This window comes from Brevundimonas sp. (genome assembly GCF_030682035.1).
Taxonomy (GTDB): Bacteria; Pseudomonadota; Alphaproteobacteria; order Caulobacterales; family Caulobacteraceae; genus Brevundimonas.
On record NZ_JAUXQZ010000014.1, the window covers coordinates 81,147 to 97,368 of the forward strand.

Consider the following 16,222-nt stretch of genomic DNA (forward strand, 5'->3'; position numbering starts at 1 on the left):
TGCAGCGCGGTGTGTTTTATGGTGCTCTGCCGCATACGGCGGGGGCCGCTTCAAGGATTCCATGCTCTATTCGCTTCATGAGCTCGCCTATCATTCGGCGACGCCATTCCGGTTCGGGGCCCAGATGGCCCGGCAGTTCTGGAGTTCTCCGTTCAACCCGGCTTCGGACACCGCCCTCGGCCGCACGGCCTTCGCCTCGGCCGGTTTGTTCGAGAGCGTGACGCGCCGCTACGGCAAGCCTCCCTGGGGTCTGGAGACCATCGACATCGGCGGCAAGGACGTGCGGACCACGGAACAGGTGATCTGGTCCTCGCCCTGGTGCCGGCTGGTGCGGTTCGCGCGTCATCCCGACGATCTGAAGCGGGCCGGCAAGCCGACCACGGCGCCGGCCGTGCTGATCGTGGCGCCCCTGTCGGGCCACTACGCCACCCTGCTGCGCGGTACAGTCGAAGGTTTCCTGCAGGACCACGACGTCTATGTCACCGACTGGGTCAACGCCCGTCAGGTGCCGATGCTGGAAGGCCGCTTCGACTTCTTCGACTACATCGACCACGTCCGCACCATGCTGGGCGTGATCGGCCCGCGCGCCCATGTCGTCGGCGTCTGCCAGCCCGGACCGCCGGTGCTGGCCGCCTGCGCCCTGATGGCCGAGGACAATGATCCGAACCGCCCGGCGTCCATGACCTTCATGGGCTCGCCGATCGACGCCCGGCTGTCGCCGACGGTGACCAACCAGCTGGCCGAGGCCAAGCCCTTCACCTGGTTCAAGTCGAACATGATTCACACCGTGCCCTGGCCCTATCCGGGCTTCGGGCGGCGGGTCTATCCGGGCTTCGTCCAGCTCTACAGCTTCATGTCTATGAACGAGGACAAGCACGTCGACGCCCATCGCCGCTATTTCGACGACCTGGTCTCGGGCGACGGCGACGGGGCCAGCAAGCACGAGGAGTTCTATGACGAGTATCTGTCGGTGCTGGACCTGAGCGAGGAATTCTACCTCCAGACCATCGACATCGTCTTCCAGCAGCATCTGCTGGCGCGCGGCCTGCTGGAGCATCGCGGGCGCAAGGTCGATCTGACGAAGATCACCGACATCGGCCTGATGACGGTCGAGGGCGCCAGGGACGACATCTCGGGCGTGGGCCAGACCCAGGCGGCGCATACGTTGTGCACGAGCCTGAAGGATGACCACCGGGTGCTGTATGTTCATCCCGAGGTCGGCCACTATGGCGTCTTCAACGGGCGGCGGTTCCGCGACGACATTTATCCGCGGGTGCGCGACTTCATCGCGAAGAACGAGGCCCTAGAAAACGGGGATTGGCGTGCAATACCGGAACGGGCAGCGGCTGCCGCTTGAGGGTCTGACAGCCCGGCTGTCGGTCAATCCGCGCGCCCGCCGGCTGTCGATCCGCATCGACGCCCGCGCCGGCGAGGCGGTGCTGATCGCGCCGTCCGAGCGCAAACTGGCCGACGTCGTCGCCTTCGCCCGGACCAAGGCCTCCTGGATGCGCGAGCGGCTGGCCGAGCGGCCGCACGGGACGCCGCTGGAGCCCGGAGCCACAATCGACCTGTTCGGCAAGCCGACCCGGCTGACGGCCACCGGCGGCGCGGGGGCGGCGCGGCTGACCGAAGACGCCGACGGGCCCCTGATCACTTCGGGCGGCGAGGGCGAGGCCTATGCCCGGCGGGTAGAAAACCTGTTCAAAAGGGTGGCGAGAGAAACGCTTCAGACCCGAACCGATGTCCATCTTCGCACCCTGGGCCAGGATGCGGGTCGGGGCCCGGTGAAGATGTCGATCGCCGATCCGAAATCCCGCTGGGGCTCGTGCAGCCCGCACAATCGCTCGATCCGCTACAGCTGGCGCGTGATCATGGCCCCGCCGGCGGTGATCGACTATCTGGCTGCGCATGAAGTCGCCCATCTGGTCCACGCCGATCACAGTCCGGCCTATTGGGCCGTGGTCCAGCGACTGATCGGCGACCACCGCCCGCATCGCAAATGGCTGCGCGAAAACGGCCCGGCGCTACACGCCGTGGGGCGCTAGAAGAACAACGGCTCGGCCTTCTTCTCCGGCGGCGGGACCGGTTCAGGCCGTTGGTCCGGCGGATCGCGCTGCGGTTGGGGCGCGGTTGGGCGCACGATGGCCGGTACGGGCTCGTTCCTGCGCGGCGGAGCCGGCTGGCGCGGAAGCGGCTCCAGCAGGGATTGGTCCAGCGGATCGACCTCGGAGGGAGGACTGTCGCCGAACAGGTCGCCGATGCGGCCGATCAGGCTCTCGACGGGGTTCGGCGGCTGCCAGCCTTCGGGCATGGCCGGGCCGTTGGGGATGGCCGGGGCGTTCAGGCGCGGCAGGGCCGCCTCCATGAAGCCGCGCCAGATGGCCGCCGGCGACGAACCGCCGGTGACGCCGCGCATCGCGCTGTTGTCGTCCTTGCCGACCCAGACGGCGGTGACGAAGCCGCCGGTATAGCCGACGAACCAGGCGTCCTTATAGTCCGAAGTGGTGCCGGTCTTGCCCGCCACGTCCCGCCCGGCGATGGCTGCCGAACGGCCGGTCCCCGAGGTCATGACGCCGCGCAGCATCTGGTTCTGGTAGTAGAGATAGGGGTTGGAGATGGCCTGGATCGGCCCGTCGGCCCGCGAGGCGCGCTGGTAGATCACCCGGCCCTGCGGCGTGCGGATGCGGCTGATGCCATAGGCGGTGACCCGCTTTCCGCCGTTGGCGAAGGCGTCGAAGGCCTGGGCCATTTCCAGCGGCGAGACCTCGACGGCCCCCAGCGCCATCGCCGGCTCCAGCCCGATCCGGCTGGTGATGCCGAGACGACGGGCGGTGCGGGCGACATTGTCGCGGCCGATTTGATCGGCAATGCCGGCGGCGATGGTGTTGGTCGACTGGGCCACGGCCTGGGCCATGGTCATCTCGCCCGCGAACGAACCCGAATAGTTGCGCGGCGACCAGTTGCCGATGCGGATCGGCGCGTCATTGACCCGCGTCTCGGGCGTGTAGCCGCTTTCAAGCGCCGTCAGATAGACGAACGGCTTGAAGGCGGACCCTGCCTGACGGCGCGCGTCGGTGGCCCGGTTGAACTGGCTGTCGGCGTATGAGGCGCCGCCGATCATGGCGCGGACCCGGCCCTCGCCATCCAGGGCCACCAACGCCGCCTGCTGCACGCCCTTGGAGCGGTCGCGGTCGAGAATGCGGCGGACCGACCGCTCGGCGTGGGTCTGCAGGGTCAGATCGAGCGTGGTCTCAACGACCATGTCCTCGGTCGGCTCGCCGACCAGTTCGCGGATCTGCTTGTCCAGCCAGTCGATGAAATACTGGGCGTGCTGGGTGGCCAGGGTGCGCGAGACGCGGACCGGCTCGGTCACGGCGGCGGCGCGCTGCTCGGGGGTGATGACGCCCGCATCGACCATTTCGTTCAGCACGACAGTGGCGCGAGTGGCGGCGCGTTCGCTTTCGGACACCGGTGAATAGCGCGACGGCGCCTTCAGCAGCCCTGCCAGCAGAGCCGCCTCACCGACGGTCAGCTGGCGCGCGCTCTTGTCGAAATAGCGTTGCGACGCCGCCTCGATGCCGTAGGCGCCGGCGCCGAAATAGACGCGGTTCAGATACAGGGCGAGGATTTCCTGCTTGGAGAATTTCATCTCCAGCCAGACCGCCAGCATCAGTTCCTGGACCTTGCGCTTCATGTTCTGGTCGGGGCTCAGAAACAGGTTCTTGGCCAGTTGCTGGGTCAACGTCGAGCCGCCTTGGACCACCCGGCCCGCCCGCATGTTGGCGGCCATGGCGCGGGTCATGCCGACGGGGTCGAAGCCCGGATGGTGGTAGAAGCGGCGGTCCTCGATGGCGATGAAGGCGGCCGGTACATAGTCAGGCAGAGCGTCCAGATCGGCCGGCGGGGCCTGTTGGGTGCCGCGCACCGCGATCAGGGCGCCGTTGCGGTCCAGATAGGTGATCGAGGGCTGGCGATCGATATTGTACAGGGTCGATGTGTCGGGCAGGTCGCGCGCGAAGACGGCGAAGAAGACGACCAGGAAGATCAGGCCCCAGACGCCCAGAACGGCGCTCCAGTACATGACGCGCTGCAACGGCGTGCGCGCGGATTTCGGGCCCGCGCCGCCGCCACGTCCGAAGTTGGAGCCGGAACCCGCCATCAAACCCTCACCAATCCGATCCCGGTCTTAGCCGGTCACGGAACGTACGGAAACGCCCCTGCGATCTTCACGAGACTGTGAGGAACGTTTCCGCCGAAACCATGACGCTTCGGACGCCTAATCTAAAAACGCGTTCACCTCGGCGGCGAACCGCGCGGGCTGGTCCAGCATGATGAAGTGGGCGCTGTCGTCGATCCGGGTCAGGGTCGCGCCTGGCAGGGTGGCGAACGAGGCCCGATAGATGCCGTCGACCATGTCGTTGGTCATCCGCGGGTCGTTGAACCTGACATAGAGCACGCTAGTTGGCGCGGTGATCCGGCCCAGTTCGGGCCGCAGGTCGGTGACGATCAGCTCGCGGAACGCGGCAGCGGACACCTTCTGGTCACTGGTCCGGCTGTCCTCCAGCGGACCCGCGCGAAGGGACTCGGTGTTGACCATGGCGACGATCTGGGCGTCCGCCTGCTGCTGGTACTGTTCGCGCGGCGAGGTGGACATGCCTTGGTAGATGCCGTCGGCCATCGGCGTGACGCTCTCGGCGGTGGCACCGGGCGCGCCGAACATCGCGCCCATGAAGGGCACCATATCGACCACCATCAGCTTGCCGACGCTGTCGGGGTGACGGGCGGCCAGCATCATGCCGATGGTCCCGCCCATGGAGTGGCCGATCACGGCGGGCCTGTTCAGCCCTTGTTCGGCGATGTAGCGGGCCAGGTCCTCAGCGACGGGGGCGGAAACATTGCCCGTGGTGTTGTCCTCTGCCGGCGCGCCGGCGAAGCCCTGCACATGGATGCGGTGCACCCGGTAGCGGCCCTTCAGCGCGTCCGTCAGCCCGTCCCAGACCTCGGGCGACGAGGACAGGCCGGGGATCAGGATGACATCGCCGATGGGATGCTCAGGTCCATCGACGCGGACATGAAACCGGCCCGACTCGAAATCGGCGTGGGCATGACCATGACCCGCGGTCGCGGCGGGGAACTGTCGGTGGGGCTGGCCATGGTCGCCGTGCGCCTGAGCAAAGGCAGGCGCCGCGGCGGCGAACGAAAGAGCTCCCGCGAGGGCGGCGAGGGCGGTCATGGTCTTCATGGTCTGTGATCCCGATGGGCGGGCGAAACGCCCGCTTCTGTCCCTTGGTCGTCGCAGAGGGCGCGAACGGATGCAGCCGGTCAAGACTTCACCGCTACAGCCCGCTAAACTGTGTCCATGAGCCCAGCCGACAGCGCCCCCTTTTCCGCGAAATCACCCGAGGCCAAGGCCCCCTCGACGGCTTTCGGCAAGGGATTCGTGCTGGACGCCTGGTATTTCGTCGCCCTGTCGCGCGACGTCGCCCCCGCCTCGCTGAAGCGTCATGAATTGCTCGGCGAGCCGGTCCTTGTCGGCCGGACCCGCGCGGGTCAGGTCTATGCCATGCGCGACATCTGCCCCCACCGCGCCGCGCCATTGTCAGCCGGGCGACTGGTCGAAAAGCCCGGCGAGGGCGAGACCATCGAGTGCTGCTACCACGGCTGGCGGTTCCGGCCCGATGGGGTCTGCGCCGCCATCCCTTCCCTCGTCGAAGACCAGCCCTATGAGGCCGACCGCATCCGCGTGCGATCCTATCCCGTCCGCGAAAGTCAGGGGATGGTCTTTGTCTGGATGGCCTCGGACCCGCGCACCGCGTCCGATCCGGACCACGAACCGCCGCTGTTCCCGGGCGTCGTCGGTGGCGGGGCGAAGATGGTCGAATGGATGGATTTCGACGCCCATGTCGACCATGCCGTCGTCGGCCTGATGGACCCGGCCCACGGACCGTATGTGCATCAGCAATGGTGGTGGCGGTCCGCACATTCGATGCACGAAAAGGCCAAGGCCTTCGAACCACGCGAACACGGCTTCGCCATGGTGCGCCACGCCCCCTCGTCGAACAGCCGGGCCTACAAAATTCTCGGAGGCGCGCCCGCGACCGAGATCACCTTCCGCCTGCCCGGCTATCGCTGGGAGCATATCCAGGTCGGACCGAAACAGGTGCTGGCCCTGACCTGCCTGACCCCCATCAACGAGACCAAGACCCGGATCACCCAGATCTTCTGGTCCGACCACTGGGTGTTCGGGATCGCCAAACCCTTCCTGCGGATGGGCGTCATCGCCTTCCTGAAACAGGACGGCGGCATGGTGAACCTGCAGAACGAGGGCCTGCGCTATGACCCGGCGCTGATCTGGATCGACGACGCCGACAAACAGGCGAAATGGTACCAGCAGCTCAAGCGCGAGTGGATCAAGTCTCGCGCCGAGTGCCGGCCGTTCGCTAACCCGTTGAAGCCAACGACATTGCGCTGGAAGAGCTGAAGGCCGCGACGGGTGTCGCGGCCTTCGAAGCATTTGGTTGGACCAGCCGGGCCTATTGCCGCGAAATTTGGCCCCCCAGGATCACGTCGACCTGTTTGCCGATCTGGGTCGTCAACTGCTGCATGGTCCAGCCGTCGTAGGCCGCGCGGCGGTAGTTGGACAGATAGGCGTCATAGATCAGGTCGCTGAGCAGACGCACATCCGCGTCCTGACGCAGTTCGCCTTCACGCACCCCGGCCTGCAGGGCGTCACAGACGACCATGACCAGCGGCTTGATGGCGGTGCGGGTGCGCATCTCGGCGGCGATCGGCTGGAACCACGACCGGGCGACGACCGCCTGAACCAGCGGCAGCTGCTCCAGCGAGCCATGATAGCCGGCGGTCAGGGCAGCCAGCAGACGCGCGCGCAACGAGGTCTCGGCGGCGGCGGCGGCCTTCAGGGTCTCGGCCAGTTTCGCCAGGTCTTCCGACAGGACGGCCTCGAACAGTTCGGCCTTGTCCTGGAAGTTGGCGAAGACGGCGCCCGTCGACATGCCGGCGCCCTTGGCGATGTCGCGAATGGTGGCGGGCTCATAGCCGCGCTCGGCGAACAGGGCGCGCGCGGCGTCCAGCACCTTCTGGCGGGTGCGGACCTTGGCGGCCTGGCGGCGGTTCAGCCGAGGGGTCTCGCTGGTGGCGTCGTTGGTCTTGGAGGGGGTCAAGGCGATATCTCGCATAAAACTGGTACTCACTGGGCGGCGGCTATGGACCGTCGTGGGAACTGGACGCCGAAGCGATGGAAAATCAGGGCGGGCGCGAAGGCACGCAGACACACCGCCCGTCAGGCGAGAACGGGGCAATCATCACGTAACGATGACCAAAATGGGGTAGCGGGATTAATAGTCGGGATAGTCATGCGGTTAACGTGCGAGCGTCTCATGTCCGTCGGTGCGGCTCAGCGACGCAGGGTGGAGCGGAGGGCGCGCGGGCTGCGGCCGGCGTCGCTGCCCGGCATGGCCTCCTGAAACAGCTTGCGGAACCGGTCGCGACGCTCGTGAATCGACGCCAGCACCAGACCCATGGGCACCCCCAGATCGACCAGCGTGTTCTCGGCCAGTTGCAGGCTGGCCTCGGTGGTTTCGGGCACGGCGTCGGTGACGCCGAGGGCGTACAGACGCGCGGCGTGTTTGTGATCACGGGCCCGGGCGATCAGGATCAGGTCGGGCCGCAGTGAGCGCGTGGCGACCACCACCTCATCGACCTTGATCGGCGCATCCATGGTCACTACCACGGCCCGCGCCGTGTCGATGCCGCAGCGCTCCAGCATCTCGGTCCGTCCGGCGTCGCCATAGAAGACATTGGCGCCCTCGGCCCGACCCTTGGCCACGGTCGTGGGGTTGGCGTCGATGGCCAGAAAAGCCTGACCGTGTTCGGTCAGCATCTCGCCGACCAGCCTTCCGACCCGACCGAAGCCGACAATCAGCACCTGCCCCGACGTCGCCGACGGCGGCTCCAGCGCTTCAGGCGGGAGGTCGGGAACGGCCGGAGCCGTGTGTTTGAGCACCCGGTCGGCGATCGCCGCCATGAGTGGGATGGTGAAGATGCTGATCGTCGCGGCGATCAGTACCGTCTGGGTGAATACGGGCGAAGCGATTCCCTCGACCAGACCGGCCCCCAGAATGACGAAGGCGAACTCCCCGGCAGGTCCCAGGACCAGGGCGGTCTCGACGGCTGACCGATGGTTCAGGCCCCACAGACGGGCTGCGGCGAAGATCAGGCCCGCCTTCAGAAGCGTCAGCATGGCGGCCAGACCAAACACGGCGACCGGATCGGCGGCCACCGCATCAAGGTCGAGGCTGATGCCGACCCCCACGAAGAAGACCCCGAGCAACAGGCCCTTGAACGGTTCGATCGAGATCTCGACTTCGCGGCGGAACTCGGTCTCGGCCAGCAACAGGCCGGCGATCAGGGCGCCGAGGCTCATAGACAGGCCGGCGGCCTGGGCGCCCAGTCCGGCGCCGACAACGACCAGCAGGCTGGCGGCGACGAACATCTCCTGCCCCTGCCCCTTGGCCTTGGCCCGGGCGACCGAGCGGAACATGGGCCGCAGCACCAACCGGCCCAGCACGACCAGCAGCGCCAGACCGATGGCGGCCGGGATCAGGGTGAACAGCGCCGGCTTCAGAACGGCGGGATCGAAATCGACACTCCCCACCCCGCTCTGGGCGAGCGCCGCCAAAACGGTGACGGTGATCAGGATCGGCGCAACGGCCAGATCCTGAGCCAGCAGGATGGAGAAGGTCGCGCGTCCTGCTGTCGTCTTGATCCGGCCGCGCTCGGCCATCACCGGCATCACCACCGCGGTCGAAGACAGGGCCAGCCCCATGCCCAGCACAGCCGCCGAGACGAGTGGCTGTCCCATGAAGACGAACACCGCCGCCAGCGCCACCGTGCAGACCGCCACCTGGGTCAGGCCCAGGCCGAACACCAGTTTGCGCATGGCCCGCAGCCGCTCCCACGACAGCTCCAGCCCGATCATGAACAGCAGGAAGGCGACGCCGAGTTCGGACAGGGACCGGATCTGGGTTGCATCCGAGATCGTCAGCCATGACAGCCAGGGCGCTGTGTTCGCGAACCGCGCCAATCCGTCCGGACCCAACAGCACGCCCGCGGCGAGGAAACCCAGGACCGGACTGATCTTCAGGCGGTTGAACAGCGGCACGATCACGCCCGCCGCAGCCAGAAAGACCACAAGATCCTTGTATTCGCCGCCGCCGCCCTGAGTCGCCATTCGTCCTCCGTCGAGGGTCAGCCTACAGGCTGAAACGCCACCCTGCCTGGGTTTCCGTCGCACATGACAAATAATTCAGGCGACAGGGCGAACCCGGGGCGTAGGGTCGCCGCCGACGCTGTCCGAGAGAGAAGCGAAGTCGAGGAAACCCCCATGAAGAAACTGCTTATCGGCGCCGCGCTCGGCGCCCTGCTCTTGCCCGCGTCCGTCGCGGTCGCCCAGGTCGGCGGCGAGGATCACGGCCACGCCTGTATCGACGAAAGCTGCACCGTATTCGAACTGTTCCAGACTCCGGCCGACGGCGCTACGGTGCTGGGTTATCAGGGAACGGTTGCGCCGAGATACGGGACCTGGGGCTTTGACCTGAACGGTCGCGACACCTCTGTTGAGCCCGGCGAGAGCTTCATGCGCTACGCCAACGGCGCGGCCCTTGACCGGATGCAGATCCCCTCCGATCGCACCTCCTACGGCTCGTTCAACCTGTTGCGCGAACTGTCGGACAATCGCGTCAAGGTGATGATCGACGCCCTTGTGGCCCGCACCGACCTGGCGCCCGGCACCGACGAGCAGAAGATCGCCGACGCCTATCGCTCCTATATGAACACCGCGCGGATTGAAGCGCTCGACGCCCGGCCGCTGCAGCCCTATCTGGCCGCCATCCGCGCCGCTGACACCCATGATCTCGCCGCCGTTTACATGGGCCAGACGCAAGGGCGGCTCGGCGCCTCAATCTTCGGAACCGGCATCACCACCGACCAGAAGCATCCCGACCGCTACGTCGTCTCGACGGGTCAGTCTGGTCTGGGCCTGCCGAATCGCGACTACTATCTGGAGGAGCGGTGGGCCGCCAAGAAGGCGCTCTACATCACCTATGTGGGCCGCATGCTGGCCATGGCGGGCTGGGACCGTCCCTTCAGCACCGCCGCAGAGATCGTCGAGTTCGAGACCCGAATCGCCGAGGCGCATTGGACCCCGATCCAGAACCGGAACCGCGACGAGACCTATAACGAATACACCATCGGCCGCCTCGCCCGCGAGGCGCGCGGCTTCCCGTGGCAGGCCTATTACGACGCCGTCGGCGTGGGCGAGGTCCCGCGCCTGATTGTCCGTCAGGATACGGCCATGCCGAAGATCACCGCCGTCTATCGCTCGACCCCGATCGAGACGATCCAGGCCTGGCAGGCCTTCCACACCATTGACGAGGCCGCCGAGCGCCTGTCCGACCGTTTCGCCGACGCCAAATGGGAGTTCCGTTCGCGGGACCTGAACGGCCAGCCGATGCAGCGCCCCCGTGACAAGCGCGGCATCAGCTTCGCCGAGGGCATGCTGGGCGAGGCCGTCGGTCGCCAGTACGTCGCCGAATACTTCCCCGCCGAGTCGAAGGCTCAGATGGAGCAGCTGGTCGCCAACCTGCGCACCGCCCTGGGCAACCGCATCCGCAACTACAGCTGGATGAGCGCCGAGACCCGCGCGGCCGCGCAGGAAAAGCTGGACAAGTTCACAGTCAAGATCGGCTATCCGAACAAATGGCGTGACTATTCGGCGTTGGAAATCCGCCCGGACGATCTGTTCGGCAATGCCGAGCGCGCCGGCCTGTTCCGCTGGAACTACGAGCTGAACCGCCTCAACCAGCCGGTCGACAAGGACGAATGGGGCATGACGCCCCAGACGGTGAACGCCTACTACAACTCGACCAACAACGAGATCGTCTTCCCCGCCGCCATCCTGCAGCCGCCCTTCTTCGATCCGCAGGCCGATCCGGCGGTCAACTACGGCGGCATCGGCGGCGTCATCGGCCACGAGATCGGCCACGGCTTCGACGACCAGGGCTCCAAGTCCGACGGCGACGGCGTGCTGCGCAGCTGGTGGACCCCCGCGGACCGGGCCAATTTCGACGCCCTGACCGCGCGCCTCGGCGCCCAGTACGACGCCTTCGAGCCGCTGCCGGGCTTCCACGTCCAGGGCGGATTGACGATGGGCGAGAACATCGGCGACGCCGCCGGCGTGGCGGTGGGTCTGGAGGCCTATCACCTGTCGCTGAACGGCCGGCCTTCGCCGGTCCTCGACGGCATCACCGGCGACCAGCGCTTCTTCTTCGGCTGGGCCCAGGTCTGGCAGTCGAAATACCGCGACGACGCCCTGCGCACCCAGATCGCCACCGATCCGCACAGCCCCGCCGAGTTCCGCGTCATCGGTCCGCTGCGCAACCTCGACGCCTGGTACGAGGCCTTCGGCGTCCAGCCCGACGACAAATACTACCTCGCCCCGGAAGACCGGGTCCGCATCTGGTAGGAAATCACGCTCTCCCTCCCCTTCATGGGGAGGGAGAGCGCGCGCTTCCTGGGCTCCAGATGCAAAAAAGCCCGCCGCGGGGGATACATCGCGGCGGGCTTTCTTTCGCTCTTTGACGAGCGGACGTTTCCTCCCCGAAACGCCTCCGGGCCGCTGCTGCGCCGAAACGCTGCGCTTCCCGAGTGCGTCAGAATGACGACATTTACCGTCTCAAGTCAATGAACCGGCGGGCGAAACCGGGGTTCTTCAAGACTTATCAGTGATAAATCACGAAGCTGTGCGCGCCTGCGCGACGATCCCGGCGACTGTGGCGACCAGCCCGGCCCGGGGCACGATTTGTTGCCCCGGCCGTTCGGATTTCCAGGCCTCATTGTCGCTGACGCCGACGGCGAGGGCCCGACCCGCGTCCAGATCCTTGACCGTCACCTGGCCGGCCGCGATCTCGTCGCCGCCGAGGATGACAGCCGCCGGCGCGCCGCGGCGGTCGGCGTATTTCATCTGCGCCTTCATGCCCGCCCGGCCCAGGTACAGTTCGGCGGCGATGCCGGCGTTGCGCAGCTCGGACACGGCGTCGAGATAGTGCTGCATGTCGGCGTCCGAGAAGACGATGACCACCACGGGCCCGCGCACCGCGTCCTCGTCGCCCCGTCCGGCGGCGCGCAGGGCCGAGGCCAGACGCGAGACCCCGAATGAGAAGCCGGTCGCCGGCAGACACTCGCCCGTGAACCGCGCAACCAGATCGTCGTAGCGCCCGCCCCCGCCGATCGAGCCGAAGCGCACCGCCCGGCCCTTGTCGTCTACGGTATCGAGCAGCAGCTCGGCCTCGAACACGGCCCCGGTGTAATATTCCAGCCCCCGCACGATGGTCGGGTCGAAGCGGACGGCGTCCTGGCTGACCTTCATGGCGTTGAGGGCGGCGTCAATGGCGGCGAGTTCCGTCAGCGCCGCCTCGCCGATCTCGCCCAACCCGCCGACCCGCGCGACGGCGTCGAGCGTTTCGGCGCGACTCAGACCCTCAGCCGCGACCGACGACAGAAAGCCCTCGATGGTGGCGATCACGCCGGCGGGCAGACGCGCGCCCTTGGTGTAGTCACCGGACTCGTCGAGACGGCCCTCGCCCAACAGGGCGGCCACGCCTTCCCAGCCCAGCCGGTCGAATTTGTCGATGGCCCGCAGGGCGGTCAGTCGCTGGCCCGCATCCTCGATCCCGCCTGCCTGGAACAGGCCGTCGAACAACTTCCGATTTGAAACGCGCACCACGGCCTGACCGGTGTCGAGCCCCGCGGCGCGCAGCCCCTCGCAGGCCATGGCGATGATCTCGGCGTCGGCCTCAGGCCGATCCGAACCGACGGTGTCGGCGTCGCACTGGACGAATTCGCGGAAGCGGCCGGGGCCGGGCTTCTCATTGCGCCACACCGGGCCGAAGGCGTAGCGGCGGAACGGCTTGGGCAGGGTCTCCCACCCTTGCGCCGCGAACCGGGCCAGCGGCGCGGTCAGGTCATAGCGCAGCGCCATCCACTGCTCGTCGTCGTCCTGCAGCGCGAAGACACCCTCGTTGGGACGGTCGGCGTCCGGCAGGAATTTGCCCAGGGCGTCGGCGTATTCAAACGCCCCCGTCTCGAGCGGCTCGAACCCCCAGCGCTCATAGACCTCGGACACCCGCTGGACGAGACGGCGCTCGGCGATCAGGTCGCGGCCGCGACGGTCGGCGAACCCCCGCGGACTACGGGCTTCGGGGCGGGCGGGAACGACGGCGTCAGTCATGCCCGCGCGCTTAAGCCATCGCCCGGTCCCCGGCAACGATTCAAGCAGGGCTCAGAGAGCGACCGATGCGGCGGCGGGCTTGCGGATCGCCACCATCCGCCCATAGGTCAGACAGCGCCACAGCCACTCCAGCGGCCCCATGCTGAACACCGACAGCCAAAGCGGCGACCAGATCAGCTGTGCGATCCAGACCGCGCCGACGACGCCCCACAGCTGCCCCGGCCCCATGGTTCCCATCCAGCCCGGTCCCCACGGCAGGTAGAACAGGCTGGCCATGATCAGGGACTGCGTCAGATAGTTGGTGAAGGCCATCCGCCCGACCGGCGCGAGCACGCTGGTCGCCGCCCTCAGGCCGAACCGCGTCATCAGGATCAGCAGGCTGGCGTAGCCGAGGGTCACCAGCGGCGCCAGGCCGGCGGCGGCGGAGGCGAGCCCGCCCGTCGGATCGGCGTCGGGCCCGGCCAGGACCTCGGCCCAGGCGTTGGTGGCGAAGGTCCAGAGATTGGCGGCGGCGGCGGCGGCGAGGAGAAGATAAACCCACACCGGCGATCGACCGGCGAGAAAGCCGGACTTGAACAGCCCCAGCCCGAGCATCATCAGGGGTATGGTGACCGGAATGAGGAACAGGCTGAAGCCCTGCACCATCAGCCAGGCCTTGGCGTTCTCGATCCACGGGCTGAGTCCGCCGGCGCGATAGGCATCGACGGTGGCGAGGATGTCCTTGACGGTGACGCCGACCTGTCCGGCCTCGACCTCGGCCATAATGTCGACCGGCGCCGCGTTCATCGCCAGCGGCCCCGCGGTCGCCAGCAGCATCCACATCAGGGTGACTCCGCCGCCGATCCAGATCAGCTTGCCGGCCTTCATGGACCGCATCACCATCATGATCAGGCCGCAGTAGGCGTAGTGCAGCAGGATGTCGCCGCACCAGAGCGCGAGACCGTGAACCAGGCCGAAAACAGCCAACCAGAACAGGCGGCTGCGCAACAGCAGACCGCGGGCCTCATCGAAACGCTCGCCGCCGACCAGATAGATCGAGACGCCGAAAAGCATCGTGAACAGCGTGCGGAATTTGTCCTCGAAAAAGACGTCCGTGACCCAGTGCCCCCAGGCGTCGGCGCCGGTCAGGGCATAAGGGCGCGAGGCCTCGCTCATCCCGGCCGCGATCGGCCAGGCGAAGGTGATGGCGTTGACGGCGAGAATCCCGAGGATCGCCCAGCCGCGCAGCATGTCGAGATTGAAGATGCGGTCGCCGGGCGCGACCGGCGCCAGTCTGGCGGCGGGCTTGGGCGCCTCCGCGTGAATCGTTTCGGCAGCGGCCATGACATTTCCCCCCATCCGGCGGACGCAAGCTTGGCCGAAGCCGGGGCGGCTTGAAACCGAATTCTGCCTCAGCGGTCGGGGCGCCGGATGGTCAGATGTCGTCGCGGTCGCCCAGCACGCCCAGCCGGTCCCGGACCTCGGGCTGGGGCATGAAGGCGATGAAGGCGGCGCACAGGCCCGCCCACAGGGCATAGCTGACCCCGACCATGACGGCGACGGGCAGCAGTCCGACGCCATAGATCAGCAGGGTGGTCTCCGTGGCGCCCGCGGCCTGGGCGATGCCGCCCGCCTCGAACCAGCCGAATATGCACAGGATGAGGGCGAACAGCGCCTGAAGCGCCGCGGCCAGCAGACCGCCATAGAACATGAACCGCCAGACCACGCCCAGCCGCGTCGAGGGCCGTCCGGTCCGCTCGCGCTCCCGCCGCAACAGCCACAGGCCCGCCGGCACAGCCATCAGTCCGATGACCAGGGCCACCAGCCGCGGGTCGATCTCCATGGAAGGCGCCCAGTTGTTCGGCGGCCAGATCAGCAGGGTGATCGGGATCGGCGGCCACAGGGCCCCGGCTATCGAAGCCAGCACCAGCCGGTGGGGCTCGCGCCGCCAGGCCACCCGCTGCTGCCCGGGAAAGTCCTCGGCTTTTTCCGGTATCGGGATCATCGCGCCAGTCTCACCGCGTCGGCGCCGGCGTCTCGCCGGAATAGTCATAGAAGCCACGCCCGGACTTGCGTCCCAGCCAGCCGGCCTCGACATATTTCACCAGCAGGGGACAGGGCCGGTATTTGCTGTCGGCCAGACCTTCATGGAGCACGTTCATGATCGCCAGCACGACGTCCAGCCCCATGAAGTCCGCCAGTTCCAGCGGTCCCATCGGATGGTTGGCGCCCAGCTTCAACGCCTTGTCGATCGAGGTGACGTTCCCGACGCCCTCGTACAGGGTGTAGATCGCCTCGTTTATCATCGGCACCAGAATGCGGTTGACGATGAAGGCGGGGAAGTCCTCGGCGTTGGTCGTGGTCTTGCCCAGCGACTCGGCGAAGGCCACCGCCGTCTCATAGGTGTCGGCCGAGGTGGCGATGCCGCGCACGATCTCGACCAGTTTCATCACCGGCGCGGGCTTCATGAAATGCAGGCCGATGAAACGGTCGGGTCGGTCGGTGACCGAGGCCAGTCGGGTGATCGAGATGGAGGACGTGTTCGACGCCAGCAGTGTGTGGGCGCCCAAATGCGGGACCAGTTCGCTCAGAATCGCCTTCTTGACCGCCTCGTCCTCGACCGCCGCCTCGATCACCAGATCGGCTTTGGCCGCGGCGGCCAGCGAGGATGCGGCCGTGATGCGCGACAGGGCGGCGTCGGCCGAGGCCTGATCGGTCAGGCCGCGCTCGACCTGGCGGGCCAGGCTGGCGGCGATGGCGGCCTGCGCCTGAGGCGCGCGGTCGGCGTCGGAGTCGTACAGCAGCACCTGATAGCCGCCCGCGGCCACGGCCTGGGCGATGCCTGCGCCCATCTGGCCTGCGCCGACGATGGCGACGGATCGGATCGTGGTCATGGAGTCCGGATAGCTGGCAGGCGGAAAGCCCGGTCGGATCGGC

12 protein-coding genes are annotated in these 16,222 nt (G+C 67.4%); 4 read left to right on the forward strand and 8 right to left on the reverse strand.

The window, feature by feature from the left end; genetic code table 11:
- Window positions 1-61: 61 nt before the first annotated feature.
- Both Q8K49_RS02290 and Q8K49_RS02295 read left to right on the forward strand, forming a co-directional pair.
- A complete protein-coding gene (locus tag Q8K49_RS02290; protein WP_305303806.1) occupies window positions 62-1,357 on the forward strand; it encodes a polyhydroxyalkanoate depolymerase in 1,296 nt (431 codons plus the stop codon).
- Complete coding sequence (locus tag Q8K49_RS02295; protein ID WP_305303807.1) at window positions 1,323-2,045, forward strand: M48 family metallopeptidase; 723 nt, start codon at window positions 1,323-1,325, stop codon at window positions 2,043-2,045. The genes Q8K49_RS02290 and Q8K49_RS02295 overlap by 35 nt, the downstream gene beginning before the upstream one ends.
- Here Q8K49_RS02295 and Q8K49_RS02300 read toward each other — a convergent pair.
- Together Q8K49_RS02300 and Q8K49_RS02305 are read right to left on the reverse strand one after the other, a co-directional pair.
- Window positions 2,042-4,159 (reverse strand): transglycosylase domain-containing protein, encoded by a 2,118-nt coding sequence (locus tag Q8K49_RS02300; protein WP_305303808.1) that lies wholly within the window; start codon window positions 4,157-4,159, stop codon window positions 2,042-2,044. The two genes, Q8K49_RS02295 and Q8K49_RS02300, sit on opposite strands and share 4 nt — an antisense overlap.
- Window positions 4,160-4,276: 117 nt before the next feature.
- Window positions 4,277-5,242, reverse strand: a complete 966-nt coding sequence (locus Q8K49_RS02305) for an alpha/beta fold hydrolase (protein WP_305303809.1) — start codon at window positions 5,240-5,242, stop codon at window positions 4,277-4,279.
- 117 nt (window positions 5,243-5,359) lie between these two features.
- Here Q8K49_RS02305 and Q8K49_RS02310 point away from each other — a divergent pair, with 117 nt between their 5' ends.
- A complete protein-coding gene (locus Q8K49_RS02310) occupies window positions 5,360-6,481 on the forward strand; it encodes an aromatic ring-hydroxylating dioxygenase subunit alpha (protein WP_305303810.1) in 1,122 nt (373 codons plus the stop codon).
- Window positions 6,482-6,533: 52 nt separating this feature from the next.
- Here the strand turns inward: Q8K49_RS02310 and Q8K49_RS02315 are convergent, their stop codons facing one another.
- Window positions 6,534-7,181 carry a TetR/AcrR family transcriptional regulator gene (locus Q8K49_RS02315; RefSeq protein ID WP_305303811.1) on the reverse strand — a complete coding sequence of 216 codons (648 nt, stop codon included), beginning with the start codon at window positions 7,179-7,181 and terminating at the stop codon, window positions 6,534-6,536.
- 233 nt (window positions 7,182-7,414) lie between these two features.
- Window positions 7,415-9,250: a cation:proton antiporter gene (locus Q8K49_RS02320; protein WP_305303812.1), complete on the reverse strand. Its 1,836-nt coding sequence runs from the start codon at window positions 9,248-9,250 to the stop codon at window positions 7,415-7,417.
- 153 nt (window positions 9,251-9,403) lie between these two features.
- Between Q8K49_RS02320 and Q8K49_RS02325 the strand changes: the two genes are divergently transcribed.
- Window positions 9,404-11,542, forward strand: a complete 2,139-nt coding sequence (locus tag Q8K49_RS02325) for a M13 family metallopeptidase (RefSeq protein ID WP_305303813.1) — start codon at window positions 9,404-9,406, stop codon at window positions 11,540-11,542.
- Between the two features lie 267 nt (window positions 11,543-11,809).
- Here Q8K49_RS02325 and hisS read toward each other — a convergent pair whose 3' ends face one another.
- From hisS to Q8K49_RS02345, 4 genes are all read right to left on the reverse strand, one after another.
- Window positions 11,810-13,306 carry a histidine--tRNA ligase gene (gene hisS, locus Q8K49_RS02330; protein ID WP_305303814.1) on the reverse strand — a complete coding sequence of 499 codons (1,497 nt, stop codon included), beginning with the start codon at window positions 13,304-13,306 and terminating at the stop codon, window positions 11,810-11,812.
- Between the two features lie 51 nt (window positions 13,307-13,357).
- On the reverse strand, window positions 13,358-14,629 hold the full coding sequence (locus Q8K49_RS02335; protein ID WP_305303815.1) for a DUF418 domain-containing protein: 1,272 nt from the start codon (window positions 14,627-14,629) through the stop codon (window positions 13,358-13,360).
- Window positions 14,630-14,720: 91 nt separating this feature from the next.
- Window positions 14,721-15,290, reverse strand: a complete 570-nt coding sequence (locus tag Q8K49_RS02340; RefSeq protein ID WP_305303816.1) for a phthalate transporter — start codon at window positions 15,288-15,290, stop codon at window positions 14,721-14,723.
- A 10-nt stretch (window positions 15,291-15,300) separates the two neighbouring features.
- The gene (locus tag Q8K49_RS02345; RefSeq protein ID WP_305303817.1) at window positions 15,301-16,179 is read right to left on the reverse strand and encodes a 3-hydroxybutyryl-CoA dehydrogenase; all 879 of its coding nucleotides are present in this window, start codon (window positions 16,177-16,179) and stop codon (window positions 15,301-15,303) included.
- Window positions 16,180-16,222 lie beyond the last annotated feature (43 nt).